Genomic DNA, 15,548 nt, shown 5'->3' with positions numbered 1-15,548 from the left:
CTCAGGAGATGAACATCGACGTGGAACGACTGAAAGAGGAGGGCGAGATCGATCTCGCCGAGACCGTGTCGCTGCCGCGCATCGCTCGGGAAGTGGTGGATATCGAATCGGTGGACGACGTCAGCGTCCGCCTGCACGCGACCTATCACCATCCGTACGTGATCGTGCGCGGTGAATTGGACACCGTGGTTCACTATGTGTGTTCCCGCTGCCTCGCGGAGTTTGCGCGCCCGCTGAGCGCGCCGTTCCATGAGCGATACACGACCGACGAGCAAAAGGCCGAGGACGAGGTGCGATTTGTCGGGGACGAGACGGTGGATGTCACGCCGGAACTGGAGCAGGCTATTTTTCTCGCCATCGACAACCGCCCGCTCTGCAAAGAGACGTGTCTGGGTTTGTGTCCGGTCTGCGGGCGAGATCGCAACGTGGAGCCGTGTTCCTGCGACCTGCGGCCCATCGATCCCAGGCTGGAGGCGTTGAAGGGCTTGCTTTCCGACCATGGTTCGGAGTAAGATAGTGCGCGGTACGCGGAAAAGGGGGTGGGTTCTGTGGCGGTCCAACAACACCGGGTGTCGAAGACGAGGAAGCGCAAGCGCCGTACGCACTTCAAGCTGGAGCAGCCGACGCTGGTCACCTGTCCCCAGTGTGGTGAATATAAGCTTCCGCATCATGCGTGCACGAGCTGCGGTACGTACAAAGGGCGAGTCGTTCTGTCGGTCAAGTGAGCGAAAGGTCTAGAGGCTGTCCTTCACCGCGCAGGGAACCGCGGGTGTGGACAGCCTCTTTTCGCATCATCCGACGAAGGCCGCTCGCATTCGACGGGTTGCAACATGGACGGATGCGCCCATTCTCGGTATGATGATGAGGTGTACTCCGTGGAAGTTGGTCTCGGCGCGGCGGCGCCGGGGGAAAGAGGCATGGACAACCGCAACGTGATGGGTCGAAAGAGGGTATCTGCGCTGAAAAAATCGGAGCGCCGGTATGCGCTTGTGGCACTCCTGGAACAGAATCCGTTTGCGACCGACGAACAGCTGGCGGAAAAGTTCGGCGTGAGCGTCGCGACGATTCGGCTGGATCGCAGCGCGCTGCACATTCCTGAGGTGCGCGAACGCATCCGGCGGATGGCCTCGGATCGGCAGGATCAGGTGCGTTCGCTCGACGAGCAGGATCTCATCGGGCGTCTCACGAAGCTCGAGTTGAACCGTCACGCCGAATCGGAGTTGACGATTCAGATAAATCACGTGTTCAAGCGCACGCAGATCGTGCGCGGCCACGTCCTCTTTGCGCAAATCAATTCCCTCGCCGTCGCGGTGATGGACGCGGACTTCGCAGTGACGGCCAAGACGGAGCTGCGCTTTCTGCGCCCCGTGCGCTTGGGGGAGACGGTGCGGGCAAGAGTCGACGTGATCGGAGAACACGGCGGGATCGTGCGCTGCAGGGCCGTGAGCCATGTGGGCCACGATACCGTGGTGGAAGGTGTGATCTGGGTGTACAAAGATCCTTCCCACGCTGGGGTGCAGTCGATGAACGAGGGGGAAACCGAGTGATCACGATGGCCGTGGACGCGATGGGCGGCGACTACGCTCCGGAGGCCCCGATGGAAGCGCTGTGCCAGGCTGCGACTCAGTACACCGACACGAAGTTCGTCGTGATTGGCGACGAGGCGCGGATTCGGGAGCTGGGAGGGGCGAGGCTGCCCGACAATGTCGAGGTGCGCCACACCGATGTGGTGATTGCGGGGGACGAGGAGCCCGTCAGGGCCGTGCGGCGAAAGCCGAACTCGTCGCTCGTCATGGCGGCCACGATGGTGGCGAACAAAGAGGCGGACGTCATGGTCTCGGCGGGCAACACGGGAGCCATCATGGCGGCGGGAACGCTCATCATCGGGCGCTTGCCCGGAGTGGAGCGGCCGGCGCTCGCTCCCATCTTGCCTACCTTTGACGGACGCGGGGTGCTGTTGCTGGACGCGGGTGCGACGATGGATGCTTCGGCGGAAAACTTGTTGAGCTACGCGTACATGGCGGATGCTTACGTGCGTCACGTGTTGGACATCGAGAAGCCTCGCATCGCGCTCTTGAACGTGGGCACCGAGGATTCGAAAGGCAACGCCGTCGTCAAACATGCGTTCGGGCTTCTGTCTCAGTCCCCGTTGAACTTTATCGGCAACATCGAGGCGCGCGAGATGATGGCGGGGTGCGCCGACGTCGTGGTCTGCGACGGGTTCGTGGGCAACGTCGTGTTGAAGTTGGCGGAGGGCATTGGACTCGGCCTTTTTTCCGATATCCGCACGGTCTTGACTCAGACGATGAGCGGCAGACTCGCGGCGCTCCTCGTGGGGAAGCGTCTGCGCCAAATGCGCGCTCGGTACGACTGGGCCGAGCATGGCGGTGCACCGTTCCTCGGCGTAAACGGCGGGTGCTTCAAAGCCCACGGCAGCAGCAACGCGCGGGCGTGGTTCATGGCCATCACCCAGGCCCGCAAGTTCATCGCGAACGATCTGTTGCACAAGCTGACGGTCGCCATGGGTGAGCGGCACGTGTCCGTGCCAAATTCCGAACTCGGAGAGGGTCGAAGATGAACGTCGCATTCGTGTTTCCAGGACAAGGCGCCCAATACGTCGGCATGGGGCGCGCCATCTTCGATGAGTATCCTGTGGCGCGCGCGCTTCTCGAGGAAGCTGACGAGGCGCTCGGCATGAAACTGTCGGAGATCATTCTCGAGGGGCCCGAAGACACCCTTCGCCTCACCTATTACACGCAGCCGGCCCTCCTGACCGTGAGCGTCGCTGTATGGCGTGCGCTGGTCGATCGCGTCGATATTCAACCCCTCGCGGTGGCCGGTCACAGCCTCGGCGAATACTCGGCGCTCGTCGCAGCGAAAAGCCTCTCCTTCTCGGACGCGGTGAAGCTCGTGCATGAGCGCGGCAAGCTGATGGACGAGGCGTACCCTGCCGGTCAGGGCACCATGGCGGCGGTGCTGGGACTGGATGAGGAGCCGCTCCGAGACGTTTGCAAGCGCGCGAGCGAAGAAACGGGTGAGACGGTCGAACTGGCGAACGTGAACTGCCCGGGGCAAATCGTGATTTCAGGCGCCAAGGCAGCGGTGGAACGCGCGTCCGAGCTGGCAAAGGAAGCGGGTGCGCGCCGGGTCATGCCGCTGAACGTGAGCGGCCCGTTTCACTCAAGCCTGATGCAGCCTGCCGCAGACCGACTGGGGCAACTCCTCGACGAGGTTGAGTTTCAGGACGCAGAGACGCCCGTGGTGGCGAACGTGGACGGGCACCCGCGGCGGATGGCGTCGGATCTGCGCGACGCGCTGAAGAAACAACTCGTCATGCCCGTGCGGTTCGTGGATTGCGTGCTGACGATGAAGCGCCTCGGCGTGGAGGCCGTGGTGGAACTGGGGCCCGGCACGGTGCTGAGCGGGCTCGTGCGCAAAATCGATAAGTCGCTCGAGACCGCCCACGCGGAAGATCCCGCGACCTTGGATCAGGTGTGCGCGCTGTTGACGCGCGGAGGTGGAGACGGTGAGTGAGACTCGGGTAGCGCTTGTCACGGGCGCGTCGCGCGGCATCGGAAGGGCGATTGCGCTCGAACTCGCGGCTGCGGGGCGCGACGTGATCGTGAACTATCGCAGTGGAGCAGATCTCGCGGCGGAGGTCGTTCGTGCCATCGAGGAGATGGGCCGCCGCGCCGTCGCGATTCAGGCGGACGTTTCCAAGCCCGACGAGGCGAAGCGGCTCGTGGCAGAGGGATTGGCGGCTATGGGCCGGATCGACATCCTGGTGAACAACGCGGGCATCACGCGGGACGGGCTTTTGGTCAGGATGAGCGATGACGACTTTAACCAGGTGCTTGACACGAACCTGCGCGGCGCGTTTTATTTGATTCGCGAGGTTGCGCGGCCCATGATGAGGGCGAGATGGGGGGCCATCGTGAACATCACCTCCGTCGTGGGGCTCATGGGTAACGCGGGTCAAGCCAATTATGCGGCGGCGAAGGCGGGGCTCGTCGGCCTCACCAAGGCCACCGCAAAAGAGCTCGCCCCTCGCAACATCACGGTCAATGCCGTCGCCCCAGGCTACATCGACACCGACATGACGCGCGAGTTGGGCGAGGACCGGACGCAGGACCTCTTGGCGCATATCCCGCTCGGGCGGACGGGGCGGGCCGACGAGGTGGCGTACGCGGTCGCCTTCCTGACGTCGGAGAAAGCCCGTTACATCACGGGCCAAGTGGTCGCTGTCGACGGCGGCATGGCCATGTAGTATACTGCAAAAGGAGGTGAGACGATGGCAAACGACGTGTTTGAACGCGTGAAGAAGATCATTGTGGATCGGCTGAATGTCGATGAGGATAAGGTGACTTTGGACGCGACGTTCAAGGACGATCTCGGTGCGGACTCGCTGGATATCGTCGAACTCATCATGGAGCTGGAAGACGAATTCGATATGGAGATCTCCGATGAGGATGCTGAAAAAATCAGCACGGTCGGCGATGTGGTTACATACATCGAGCAGCACCAGGGATGACGTGCGAAATCTGGCTAGCATAGTCCCCGTGCGCGAGCCGGGGCTTTATGCTATGTAGGGGGGTGAATCCATGGCACGACGCGTGGTGGTGACGGGGCTTGGGGTCGTCTCGCCGGTCGGCAACAGCGTCCCTGCGTTCTGGGACAGCCTGCTGTCGGGAAGATCGGGTGTTCGCGAGATCGATCGGTTCGACACCTCCGAATACCCATGTAAAATCGCCGGCTTGGTGGACGACTTTGACCCAGAGCGCTATATCGATAAGAAGGAACTTCGGCATATGGACCTGTTCACGCAGTACGCCCTGTACGCGGCGTACGAGGCAATGCTTCAGTCCAAGCTCGAGGTGACGGATGAAAACCGGGATCGAATTGGCGTGTACATCGGTTCCGGCATCGGCGGCATCAGCACGACGCTGTCGAACTACCGGACCCTCATCGAGCGCGGGCCGAAGCGCGTGAGCCCGTTTCTCGTGCCGATGATGATCAGCGATATGGCTTCTGGACAAGTCTCGATCGAATTCGGCGTGCGTGGCCCGAACAGCTCCCCCGTATCCGCGTGTGCGACCGGGTCGCACGCGATCGGCGATGCGTATAAGATCATCCAGCGCGGTGCGGCCGATGTGATGATTGCGGGCGGCGCTGAGGCCGCGGTGGTGGATCTCGCGCTGGCCGGCTTCTGCAACATGAAGGCCTTGTCCACACGCAACGATGAACCCGAGCGCGCCAGCCGGCCGTTCGACAAGGATCGCGACGGCTTCGTGATGGGCGAAGGCGCCGGTATCCTCGTTCTCGAAGAACTGGATCACGCTTTGGCGCGCGGCGCTACCATTTTGGCCGAGATCTGCGGCTATGGCATGTCCGGCGATGCCTACCATGTCACGGCGCCGGACCCGGAGGGCGACGGCGCGTATCGGGCGATGAAGGCCGCGCTCGAGGACGCCGGGCTCGCGCCGACGGACGTCGACTACATCAACGCGCATGGGACGAGCACCGAGTACAACGACCGCATCGAGACGTACGCCGTGAAGCGCTTGTTTGGCGATCACGCCTACAAGCTCGCGATGAGCTCCATCAAATCGATGACTGGCCATCTCCTCGGCGCGGCGGGCGGCGTGGAGGCCGTGGCGTGCGTGATGACGCTGGTCGACGGCGTGATCCCGCCGACCATCAACTACGAGACGCCGGATCCAGACTGCGATCTCGACTACGTTCCCAATGAGGCCCGACGGGCCGACGTCAACGTGGTGCTCTCGAACTCATTCGGTTTCGGCGGACACAACGCGTGCTTGGTCTTCCGCAAGTACGAGCCGTGAGTCCGCGTGAGAGAGAAGCCCCTGGCCTGTCCGGGGGCTTTTTACCATGAGGGCTTTGAGGGACCGTCTCGGGCGCGAGACGGCGCCTCAAAGCCCCCAAGGGGGAGAGGAATGGATTGCAGAGCAAGTGGCTTGAACTCCAGGAGTTGCTGAATCTTCAGTTCAAGGATGTGAACCTTCTCAAGCAGGCGTTCACGCACGCCTCCTACCGCAATGAGCATCGCAAACTGCACGTCGAGGACAACGAGCGCCTCGAGTTTTTGGGAGACGCCGTGCTCGAGCTTGTCGTGAGCGACTTTTTATACCGTACGTACCCCAAGATGCCCGAGGGCGAGCTCACGCGCATGCGCGCCGCCATCGTCTGCGAGGCGTCGCTCGTGCGTTTTGCCAAGCGGCTGTCGTTCGACCAGTACATCCGACTCGGCCGGGGCGAGGAGCGCAGCGGCGGGCGATCTCGCCCGGCCCTTTTGGCCGACGTGTTCGAAGCGTTCCTCGGGGCGCTGTACCTCGACCAGGGGCTGGAGGCCGTGCGGCAGTTCCTCCACACGCACATGGTGCCGTATCTCCCCGACGTGTCAGCCGGTCTCGACTACAAGACGGCGCTGCAGGAGTTGGTGCAACAGCGCCACCAGGCGCCCGTGCGGTACGTCATCGTGGAAGAGCGCGGGCCTGCCCATGCGCGCGAGTTTGTGGTGCAAGTGGAGCTCGGCGGTGAGGTTCGCGGCGTGGGAATTGGCCGTTCCAAGAAGGAAGCCGAGCAGCAGGCTGCGGCCATGGCCTTGGCCTCGCTGTCCGAAGAACGCTCAGAGGAGCGTGTCCGTGGTGTATCTGAAACAGATTGACATCCTCGGGTTCAAGTCGTTCGCCGACAAGACGCAGCTGGTCCTTTCTCCGGGCATCACGGCCATTGTGGGGCCGAACGGAAGCGGCAAGAGCAACATCGCCGACGCGCTCCGCTGGGTCTTGGGCGAGCAGAGCGTCCGAAATCTGCGGGGCAGCAAGATGGAGGACGTCATTTTTGCGGGCAGCGAGTTGCGCAAGGCCACCAATTTCTGTGAAGTGTCGATCACGCTCGACAACACGGACCATCACCTGCCCGTGGCGTTCGAAGAGGTGACCATCACCAGGCGCGCGTTCCGATCCGGCGAGAGCGAATATTGGATCAACCGCCAGCCTTGTCGACTGAAGGATATCCACGAGCTGTTCATGGACACGGGGCTCGGCCGCGAGGCGTATTCCATCATCGGGCAGGGCAAGATTGAGGAGATGCTGTCCACAAGGCCGGAGGACCGCCGCGGGCCGTTCGAGGACGCGGCCGGGATCGTCAAGTTCAAACATCGGCGCAAAGAGGCCGAGCGAAAGCTGGAGGAGACGGCCGCAAACCTGGTGCGCGTCGACGACATCCTGGCGGAACTCGAGGCGCAGCTCGGCCCGCTCGCGGAGGCGCGGCGGATTGCGGAGCGGTACCAGGCACTGTCGGACGAGATCGAGGAGACCGAGATTGCGCTGCTCGTCGTCGAGATCGACCGCCTGCACGAGCGGTACGAGCAGCTGAAGCTGCAGGTGGCTCGCGAGGAGGCCGCGCGAAACGAGGCACAGGATCGGTTGCGCGAAGGCGAGGAGGCGTGGCGCGCGCGGCGGCAGGCGCTTGCCGAGGCCGCGGCCAGGCTCGAGTCGCTGCAGCAGCAGTACGTGGATGTGATTGAAGCTCGGCAAAAGGCCGAGGGGTCGCTGGCGCTTGCGGAGGAGCGACTGGCGGCGCTCGCGCAGCGCGCGGAGGACCGGCGCCGGCGCAGGGAGGAATTGGCGCGCGATCTCGCCGAACTGGAAGCCGCCGTGGAGGCGGCCGCGCGGGCAGAGGCGGAGGCCGCCGCGGCACTCGGGGAGCGACAACAGCTGCTCGAGGACGCGCACAAGCGGGCGGACGATGCGAGGCGCCTCGAGTTGGCGGACGAGATCGACCGTTTGAGCGGGGAACTCATCGATGTCAATCATCGCGCAGCCGCGCTTCGCAACGAGTGGAAGACGCTTGAGGAGAAGCTCCAGGCGGGCACGCTGCGCCACGAGCGCTTTGAGGAAGAGGGGGCGCGGCTTGAGGCGGAGCGGGACCGCATCGAGGCGGCACGGCAGGCGCGCAAAGCGCAGGCCGAGGACACGAAGCGGGCGCTGGCGGAACTCGAGCAGCAGTTGGCGGCGTTGGAGGCGATGCGGGAGCAGGCCGCGTCCGAGGAGGCGCAGGCCGTATCCGCGTGGCACCGCTTGCAGGCGGACGCGCAGGGGCTGTCGAGCCGCCTGGAACTGCTGCGCGATCTGGAGGCGGGGTACGACGGCTACGCCCACGGCGTGCGCATGGTGCTGCAGCAGGCCAGGCGCGGGGCATTGAACGGCGTGTGTGGCTCGGTGGCCGAGCTGATTCGCGTGGATCGGACGTACGAGCTGGCGGTGGAGACGGCGCTCGGCGGCGCGCTGCAGAACGTGATCGTGGAGACGGAGCAGGACGCGATGGACGCCATCCGCCTGTTGAAATCGCGTCAAGGCGGCCGGGCCACGTTCATTCCGCTTGACGTCGTCCGTTCCAGGCGCATGGAGCAAGGGCTCGTGTCCCGCGCGGCTCATGAGGCGGGGTTTCTGGGACTCGCCTGCGATCTCGTCTCCTTCGACGATCGCTTCCGCCACGCGATCGAACACCTGCTGGGCAACGTGGTCATCGCGACCGACCTGGAGTGCGCGAGCCGCATCGCGCGAGCGCTGAATCACCGTTTCCGCGTGGTAACGCTGGAGGGCGACGTCATCGCGCCGGGCGGTCTGATGACCGGCGGCCACGTGAACCGCAAGGGGCCGGGGCTTTTGGGCCGCCAGCGCGAGCGCGAAGACCTGGAGAAGCGGCTCCAGGCGCTCGAGGCGGAGCGGTCGCGCTTGCGCACGCGCCAGCAGGAGCTTCGAGCGCGCGTCGTGGAGCTTGGCCAGGAGCGGGAGCGGCTCGAGGCGGAGCGCGCGGTGCGCCTAGGGCAGCTGAAGCAGCTCGAGGACGAAGATCGGCAGGCGGAGTTTCAGCTCAAGGCGCTGGCCGAACGCATGGAAGCGTTGGACTGGGAGCGCGAAGAGCTTGCTGCGGACCGTTCGGAGATTGAACGGCGCCGAACGGAGGTTCGCGAGCTGCTCATGGCCGCAGAGGACGAGGTGGCGCGGATCACGGCGTCGATTGCGGACCGCCGGGATCGCCTCGCGGCGTTGGAGTCGGAGCTCGCGGAGGCGAAAGAGCGGCTCACGGGCCTTCGCATTGAGGTGGCGACGCTCGAGCAGGAACGGGAGAATCTGGCGCAGCGCATGGAAGAGCTCCGCGAGCGCAAGGCTCGATTGGAGCGCGCTCAGGCGGAGATTAGCAAGGACGAGGCCCACGACGAGCAGGAGGCGAGGCGCCTCGCGGCCGCGCGGGAATCGGAGCGCGCCGAAGCCTTGCGCCTGGCGGAAGAGCTCTCCGCACTCGAACAAACGCTGGCCGCAGCGCGTCAAGCGCGACAGGAGCTCGACGTCGAAGTGCGCGAGCTCGAGGAGGAGGTGCGGCGGAAGCGGCGGGCAGCCGAGGAGCAAGAGGCCGCTCTCCAGCGGGCGCTCGTCGCCTTGGAGCGCGCCGACGCCGATCTTTCCCATGCGCTCGCCAAGATGGGCGAGCAATTCGGCATGACGTATGAGTGGGCCAAGGAGCGCTATCCCCTGCAGGGCACTGTGGCGGAGACGGAACGGCGGCTGGAGTCGCTTCGCCGGGAGCGGGCTGCCCTCGGCGACGTCAATCTTGGCGCCATCGAGGAGCACGAGCGGCTGTCGGAACGCGTCCGCTTTCTGACGGAGCAGCGGGACGATCTCGTCGCCGCCCGCGAGCAACTGGAGCAGCTGATCGACGAGATCGATCAGGAAATGGCAGCGCGGTTCATGGAGACGTTTCAGCAGATTCGCGTGGAGTTCGGCAAGGCGTTTCACAGCCTGTTTCAGGGCGGGGAGGCCGACTTGGTGCTGACCAACCCGGCGGATCCGTTGACCACGGGCATCGAAGTGGTGGCGAAACCGCCGGGGAAAAAGCTGCAGAATCTGAACCTCCTCTCGGGTGGAGAGCGCGCGCTGACGGCCATGGCGCTGCTGTTTGCCATCCTGCGCGTCCGGCCCGTTCCGTTCTGCGTCCTGGACGAGGTCGAGGCGGCCCTCGACGAGGCGAATGTGGCCCGCTTCGCTCACGAGCTGCGTGTGCTGGCCGCAGACACGCAGTTCATCGTGATCACGCACAGGCGCGGTACGATGGAGGAGGCCGATGCGCTGTACGGCGTGACGATGCCCGAGCGCGGTGTCTCGTCGCTCGTGAGCGTGCGATTGAGCGACGAGATGGACTACGAAACGGCATAACGCGGACGAGGTTTGGCGAAGGGAGATAAGGCGTTGGGGCTCTTCGATCGATTTCGAAAAGGACTTGAGAAATCGCGCGCGGCGATGGCCGATCGGTTGTTGTCGGTGTTTCGCGGCCGCAAGCTGGACGATTCCGTGTTCGACGAGATGGAGGAGACGCTCATCCTCTCCGACGTCGGCGTGGACACTGCGGCGGAGTTGGTGGAAGCCATTCGTCGCGAGGCCCGCAGGAGGCGCATTGAACGGGCGGAAGATCTTCCTGACGTGATGGTGGACGTCATGGTGGAGCTCTTGGGGCCGCCTGCGCCGATGGTGGAGAATCCGGATGGGCCCACGGTGGTATTGGTGGTCGGGGTGAACGGCGCCGGGAAGACGACCACGATTGGCAAGCTCGCACACGCGTACAAGAGCCAGGGCAAGCGGGTGATCCTCGCGGCGGCCGACACGTTCCGGGCAGCGGCCATCGAACAGCTCATGGTGTGGGGCGAGCGCGTCGGGGTCGACGTGGTGCGTCAAGCACAGGGCTCGGATCCTGCCGCTGTGGTGTACGACGCCATTCAGGCAGCCAAGGCCCGGCGGTGCGATCTCGTCATCTGCGACACCGCGGGACGGCTCCAAAACAAGGCGCACCTGATGAACGAGCTCGCCAAGATCCGCAAGGTCGCGGAGCGAGAACTCCCGGGGGCGCCACACGAGGTGCTTCTGGTCATCGATGGAACCACGGGGCAGAATGGCCTCGTGCAGGCGCGCGTGTTCAAGGAGGTCGTCCGCGTGACGGGCATCGTGGTGACGAAGCTCGACGGCACCGCCAAGGGCGGGATTGTCTTCCCGATTGTCCGGGAGGAGGGCATCCCGGTCAAGTGGATTGGGCTTGGAGAAGGGATGGACGATCTCCAGCCGTTCGATCCGCGGATGTTTGCCGAGGCTATCTGCCGACCGGAGACACGGGTGTAAAGGAGATTTGCTTGACAGTGGCTGAAAACCCCGATAGTATGAGAGACGTCACGCGCGTGGGCGATCTGTACGCCTTTTACGAGCCGCTTCTCACGGAGCGCCAGCGGCAGATTGTCGAGCTCTACCACTTCGAGGATATGTCGCTCGGCGAGATCGCCGAGATGTTGTCCATCAGCCGGCAGGCGGTTCACGATCAGCTTCGCCGTGTCGAAGATCAACTCGAGTCGTATGAGTCGGCGCTGCACCTCCGGGAACTCGCGCAAGCCGAGCGAAAGGCATGGGAGAAAATGGTGTGCGCGTGGCGCGAGGCAGCCGCTTACGTGCCCGAAGAGGTGAGGCGGCGCATGGACGAGGCCATGCGTGCCATGGGCGCCACGGTGTCGATTCTGCTGGGAGGTGATGCGGATGTTCGAAAGCCTTTCGAATAACCTGCAGGCGGTCTTCCAGCGCCTGCGCGGGCGCGGACGTTTGACCGAGGCCGATGTCGACGAGGCGATGCGTGAAATTCGCCGCGCGCTTCTCGCGGCGGACGTCAACGTGAAGGTCGTGCGAGATTTCGTCGATCGCGTGCGCGCCCGCGCGGTTGGGCAGGACGTATTGAAGAGCCTGACGCCCGGCCAGCAGGTCGTGAAGATCGTCTATGAGGAACTGACGGAGCTCATGGGCGGATCGCAGGCTCGCATCCGCATGGCGCCGAAGCCTCCTACCGTCGTGATGCTCGTGGGCCTTCAGGGCGCCGGCAAGACGACCACCGCGGCGAAACTTGCGCTCGCTTTCCGCCAGCAGAACCATCGGCCGCTGCTCGTGGCGGCCGATGTCTATCGCCCTGCGGCTGTCGATCAGCTGAAGGTGTTGGGTGCGCAGATCGACGTGCCCGTCTTCTCGTTGGACGGGGCGGGAGCCGTCGAGATCGCCGAGGCGGGCCTCGGGGACGCGGCGCGGCGCGGCGCGGACATCGTCATCGTGGACACCGCAGGGCGCTTGCACATCGACGACGCGCTCATGGCCGAATTGGAGTCCATGAAGAAGGTGCTTCAACCGCAGGAGATCCTCCTCGTGGTCGACGCCATGACAGGCCAGGACGCGGTCCACGTAGCAGAAGCGTTCCACGCGCGCTTGGAGGTCACCGGCGTCATCCTCACCAAGCTGGATGGCGATGCGCGCGGCGGTGCCGCGCTGACCGTTCGCGCGGTGACGGGTTGCCCCATCAAGTTCGTGGGCGTGGGGGAGAAGATCGAGCCGCTCGAGCCGTTTCACCCGGAGCGCATGGCGTCGCGCATTCTGGGGATGGGCGACGTCTTGAGTTTGATCGAACGGGCGCAAGAGCGCATCGACCTGGAGAAGGCGAAAGAGATGGAGGCGCGGATGCGCTCCGCGAACTTCACGCTCGACGACTTTCAGGAGATGTTCCGCCAGGTGCGGAATCTCGGCCCGCTCGATCAAATTCTCAAGATGCTGCCGGGAATGAACCGGGTGAAGGGCTTGGAAAATCTCGATCTGAACGATCGCCGCTTTCGTCGGCTGGAAGCCATCATCTCGTCCATGACCCCCGAGGAACGTCGGGATCCCGGTATTTTGAATGCCAGCCGGCGCCGCCGCATTGCCAACGGCAGTGGTACCACGGTGCGCGACGTGAACCAGTTGATCAACCAGTTTGAACAGGTGCGCGAAATGATGAAGCGCCTGACGGGCGGCGGCAAGCGCGTGGGTCGTCGCCAAGCGATGAACGCGCTTCGGGCCATGGGCGGCGTCCCCGGACTCACAGGGCCTGGATTGCCCTCGTTCGGGGGAGCCGATGCGGGGCCGCCGCGCGAACGCGTCCATCGCAAGAAAAAGAAGAAGTGAAATGGATTGAGGAGGTCGAGATTCTCATGGCGTTGAGGATTCGCTTGAAGAGGATGGGTGCCAAGAAGCGCCCGTTCTATCGCGTGGTGGTGGCTGAGGCTCGTTCGCCGCGCGACGGTCGTTTTGTAGAAGAGATTGGGACGTACAATCCGCTGACGGATCCGGCCGAAATCCGGATTGACGAGGAGCGCGCGCTTCATTGGCTTCGCACGGGGGCGCAGCCGTCCGATCGCGTCCGCTATCTGTTTCACCTGCAGGGCATCCTGAAGAAGTTTCACGAGGAGAAATTTCAGAAGAAGTAATCTGCGGGCGGCCGTGTGCCGCCCTTCGGAGTGATCGGTCCGTGCAGGATTTGGTGGAGTTCTTGTTCCGGTCGTTGGTGACACGCCCCGACGAGGTGCGCGTGGAAGCTCGTCAGGAGGGGGGCGTGACCACGTACCGGGTCACGGTGCACCCGGACGACGTGGGTCGCGTGATCGGGCGGCAGGGGCGGATCGCCCATGCTGTGCGGAGCGTTGTGGGCGCGGCGGCGCACCGCCAGGGCCGGCGCGTCCACGTCCTCATCGGATCGCAAGAAAGCAGTTTCAGCGAGGATGCGGGGAGATCGTCATGCAAATTCGACAACCGGTAGCCGTCAAGTTCATCTTGACCGAAACAGCGAAGCAGCAGATTATTGCCGAGCAGCGTCGGCAAATTGACCAAATTCAAAACGAGCTTGACCAGTTGGAGCAGCAGGGCAAGATCGCGATCGAGCAGGCGATGGCGCAGGGCGGCGAGATCGCCCAACAGGTTCGCCAGCAGCTGGAGAACGAGCGCCGGGTTCGCGAGCAGCGGCGGGAAGAGCTGTTTCGACAGATGCAGCAGATTCAGCAGTTGGAGCTTGGCACGGAGATTCAAAACATGACCGTCGAAACGGTGGTCGATGTCAAGCCTGGCGACGACTGGACCAAGGTGTTGCTCGGCGCGGAGATTATCGTCAAAGACGGCATTGTCGTCGAACTCCGCCAGAATGGGCAGCGGATCGAAGGGTGACCGCGTACTACACTGTAGGTGTGGTGACCAAGCCGCACGGCCTTCGCGGCGAGGTGCGCGTGTATCCCAGGACCGACTTTCCTGAGGAGCGATTTTCGCCAGGATCGAGGCTGTGGTTGCGTCCGCCGGGGGCCGAGCCAGTGGCGGAGCTTGAGGTGCGAAGCGGACGGCAGCACCAGAATCTGTGGATTGTGGGCTTCAAGGGCTATCACGCGATTTCCGACGTCGAATCGTGGCGTGGCTATGAGCTGTGCGTCCCGGAGGACATGCTCCACCCGCTTCCCGAGGGGGCGTACTATTATCACCAATTGGTGGGCCTTGAGGTCATCTCGGACGAAGGCGAACCGCTCGGCGTGCTGGCCGAGGTCTGGACGCCGGGTGCCAACGATGTGTACGTGGTCAGAAAGCCGGGGCAGCCGGATCTGTTGCTTCCAGCGATTCGAGACGTCATCCTGTCGGTGGACCTCGAAGCGCGCCGTATGACGGTTCATCTTCTGCCTGGCCTTCGGGACGGCGAGGAGGACGAGTGATGTGGCGCTTCATGTCGTGGTCATGACACTTTTTCCTGGCATGTTCGCGGGCGTGCTCGGCGAGAGTATGCTGAAACGTGCGCAGGACGCCGGAGCGCTCCAGGTGGAGCTCATCGATTTTCGCGAGTACGCGACGGATCGCCATCGGACGGTCGACGATGCGCCGTACGGCGGGGGAGCCGGCATGTTGCTCAAGCCCGATCCCATCTTTGCCGCGATGGACGATCTGCGCGCGCGTGTGGGCTCAGGCAGCCCGCCGAAGGAGCGCGTCATCCTGCTCAGTCCGTCCGGGCGGCGCTTTACGCAGGCGGTGGCGGAAGAGTACGCGCAGAGCGAGCGACTGATTCTGCTCTGTGGACACTATGAGGGGTTCGACGATCGCGTCCGGCAAGGCCTCGCGACCGAGGAATTGTCCTTGGGCGACTTCGTCCTGACGGGCGGCGAGATTGCCGCCATGGCGGTCATCGACGCCGTGGCGCGGCTTTTGCCAGGGGTTCTTGGCAACGCGGCGTCGGCAGAGGAAGAGTCGCACTCGTCGGGCCTGCTCGAGTATCCGCAGTTTACGAGGCCCGCGGACTTTCGCGGCATGCGCGTTCCGGAGACGCTCTTGTCCGGGCATCATCAGAAGATTGAGATGTGGCGGAGGAAGCACGCGTTGTATCGGACGTGGAAATATCGTCCGGATCTTCTTCGGAATGCTCGGTTGACCGAGCGGGATCGCGAATGGTTGCAGAGCTTCGCGGCTGGGGATTTTTCAGGCATCGAGGTTTGGTGAATGCGGCTGTAGAACAAAGCCTCAGCAGGCGCAAGAGATAAGGCTGTATCCCGATGATGGCGCCTGCCGAGGCTGTGATACCTTACGATCCGTCGGGCATCCATGTGAGGGCTGAAGCCCAAGCGCGACAGTTGGCGAGTAGAAAGTAGGGCTTGTCAGGGCCTCGTTTTGTTT

Annotated in this window: 18 protein-coding genes; all 18 read left to right on the top strand. The window is 63.9% G+C overall.

Annotated elements, in window-relative coordinates; translation table 11 throughout:
- Positions 1-512 (top strand): YceD family protein (locus AS26_RS11515; protein ID WP_306303051.1); only part of this gene is annotated, 512 nt, incomplete at its 5' end.
- Between the two features lie 36 nt (positions 513-548).
- Entirely contained in the window at positions 549-725 is a 177-nt protein-coding gene (gene rpmF / locus AS26_RS13925) for a 50S ribosomal protein L32 (protein ID WP_008340528.1), read from the top strand.
- 150 nt (positions 726-875) lie between these two features.
- On the top strand, positions 876-1,547 hold the full coding sequence (gene fapR / locus AS26_RS11510; RefSeq protein WP_245629744.1) for a transcription factor FapR: 672 nt from the start codon (positions 876-878) through the stop codon (positions 1,545-1,547).
- Complete coding sequence (gene plsX / locus AS26_RS11505; RefSeq protein ID WP_062309652.1) at positions 1,544-2,578, top strand: phosphate acyltransferase PlsX; 1,035 nt, start codon at positions 1,544-1,546, stop codon at positions 2,576-2,578. The genes fapR and plsX overlap by 4 nt, the downstream gene beginning before the upstream one ends.
- Positions 2,575-3,534, top strand: a complete 960-nt coding sequence (gene fabD, locus AS26_RS11500; protein ID WP_062309650.1) for an ACP S-malonyltransferase — start codon at positions 2,575-2,577, stop codon at positions 3,532-3,534. The genes plsX and fabD overlap by 4 nt, the downstream gene beginning before the upstream one ends.
- Positions 3,527-4,267 carry a 3-oxoacyl-[acyl-carrier-protein] reductase gene (gene fabG, locus AS26_RS11495; protein ID WP_062309648.1) on the top strand — a complete coding sequence of 247 codons (741 nt, stop codon included), beginning with the start codon at positions 3,527-3,529 and terminating at the stop codon, positions 4,265-4,267. The genes fabD and fabG overlap by 8 nt, the downstream gene beginning before the upstream one ends.
- A gap of 24 nt (positions 4,268-4,291) precedes the next feature.
- Complete coding sequence (gene acpP / locus AS26_RS11490; RefSeq protein WP_008340535.1) at positions 4,292-4,531, top strand: acyl carrier protein; 240 nt, start codon at positions 4,292-4,294, stop codon at positions 4,529-4,531.
- A gap of 70 nt (positions 4,532-4,601) precedes the next feature.
- Positions 4,602-5,843: a beta-ketoacyl-ACP synthase II gene (gene fabF / locus AS26_RS11485; protein WP_062309646.1), complete on the top strand. Its 1,242-nt coding sequence runs from the start codon at positions 4,602-4,604 to the stop codon at positions 5,841-5,843.
- A 116-nt stretch (positions 5,844-5,959) separates the two neighbouring features.
- Complete coding sequence (gene rnc, locus AS26_RS11480) at positions 5,960-6,685, top strand: ribonuclease III (RefSeq protein WP_062309644.1); 726 nt, start codon at positions 5,960-5,962, stop codon at positions 6,683-6,685.
- Positions 6,666-10,238: a chromosome segregation protein SMC gene (gene smc, locus AS26_RS11475; protein ID WP_062309658.1), complete on the top strand. Its 3,573-nt coding sequence runs from the start codon at positions 6,666-6,668 to the stop codon at positions 10,236-10,238. The genes rnc and smc overlap by 20 nt, the downstream gene beginning before the upstream one ends.
- 33 nt (positions 10,239-10,271) lie before the next feature.
- On the top strand, positions 10,272-11,192 hold the full coding sequence (ftsY, locus tag AS26_RS11470) for a signal recognition particle-docking protein FtsY (protein ID WP_062309642.1): 921 nt from the start codon (positions 10,272-10,274) through the stop codon (positions 11,190-11,192).
- A 17-nt stretch (positions 11,193-11,209) separates the two neighbouring features.
- Entirely contained in the window at positions 11,210-11,620 is a 411-nt protein-coding gene (ylxM, locus tag AS26_RS11465) for a YlxM family DNA-binding protein (RefSeq protein WP_245629745.1), read from the top strand.
- Positions 11,598-13,037 (top strand): signal recognition particle protein, encoded by a 1,440-nt coding sequence (gene ffh, locus AS26_RS11460; RefSeq protein ID WP_062309638.1) that lies wholly within the window; start codon positions 11,598-11,600, stop codon positions 13,035-13,037. The genes ylxM and ffh overlap by 23 nt, the downstream gene beginning before the upstream one ends.
- Before the next feature lie 26 nt (positions 13,038-13,063).
- Positions 13,064-13,339 (top strand): 30S ribosomal protein S16, encoded by a 276-nt coding sequence (gene rpsP, locus AS26_RS11455; RefSeq protein WP_012810708.1) that lies wholly within the window; start codon positions 13,064-13,066, stop codon positions 13,337-13,339.
- 41 nt (positions 13,340-13,380) lie between these two features.
- Positions 13,381-13,668 (top strand): KH domain-containing protein, encoded by a 288-nt coding sequence (locus AS26_RS11450; RefSeq protein WP_062309636.1) that lies wholly within the window; start codon positions 13,381-13,383, stop codon positions 13,666-13,668.
- The gene (locus AS26_RS11445; RefSeq protein ID WP_062309634.1) at positions 13,647-14,069 is read left to right on the top strand and encodes a YlqD family protein; all 423 of its coding nucleotides are present in this window, start codon (positions 13,647-13,649) and stop codon (positions 14,067-14,069) included. Before AS26_RS11450 ends, AS26_RS11445 begins: the two co-directional genes overlap by 22 nt.
- Complete coding sequence (gene rimM, locus AS26_RS11440) at positions 14,066-14,599, top strand: ribosome maturation factor RimM (protein ID WP_062309632.1); 534 nt, start codon at positions 14,066-14,068, stop codon at positions 14,597-14,599. The genes AS26_RS11445 and rimM overlap by 4 nt, the downstream gene beginning before the upstream one ends.
- A 22-nt stretch (positions 14,600-14,621) precedes the next feature.
- Positions 14,622-15,374: a tRNA (guanosine(37)-N1)-methyltransferase TrmD gene (gene trmD / locus AS26_RS11435; protein ID WP_062309656.1), complete on the top strand. Its 753-nt coding sequence runs from the start codon at positions 14,622-14,624 to the stop codon at positions 15,372-15,374.
- Positions 15,375-15,548 lie beyond the last annotated feature (174 nt).

Origin of the sequence: Alicyclobacillus sendaiensis NBRC 100866 (assembly GCF_001552675.1) — a bacterium.
Classification (GTDB): Bacteria; Bacillota; Bacilli; order Alicyclobacillales; family Alicyclobacillaceae; genus Alicyclobacillus; species Alicyclobacillus sendaiensis.
The sequence above is the reverse complement of the archived record's forward strand: the minus strand, read 5'-3'. Positions and strand labels throughout refer to the sequence as shown.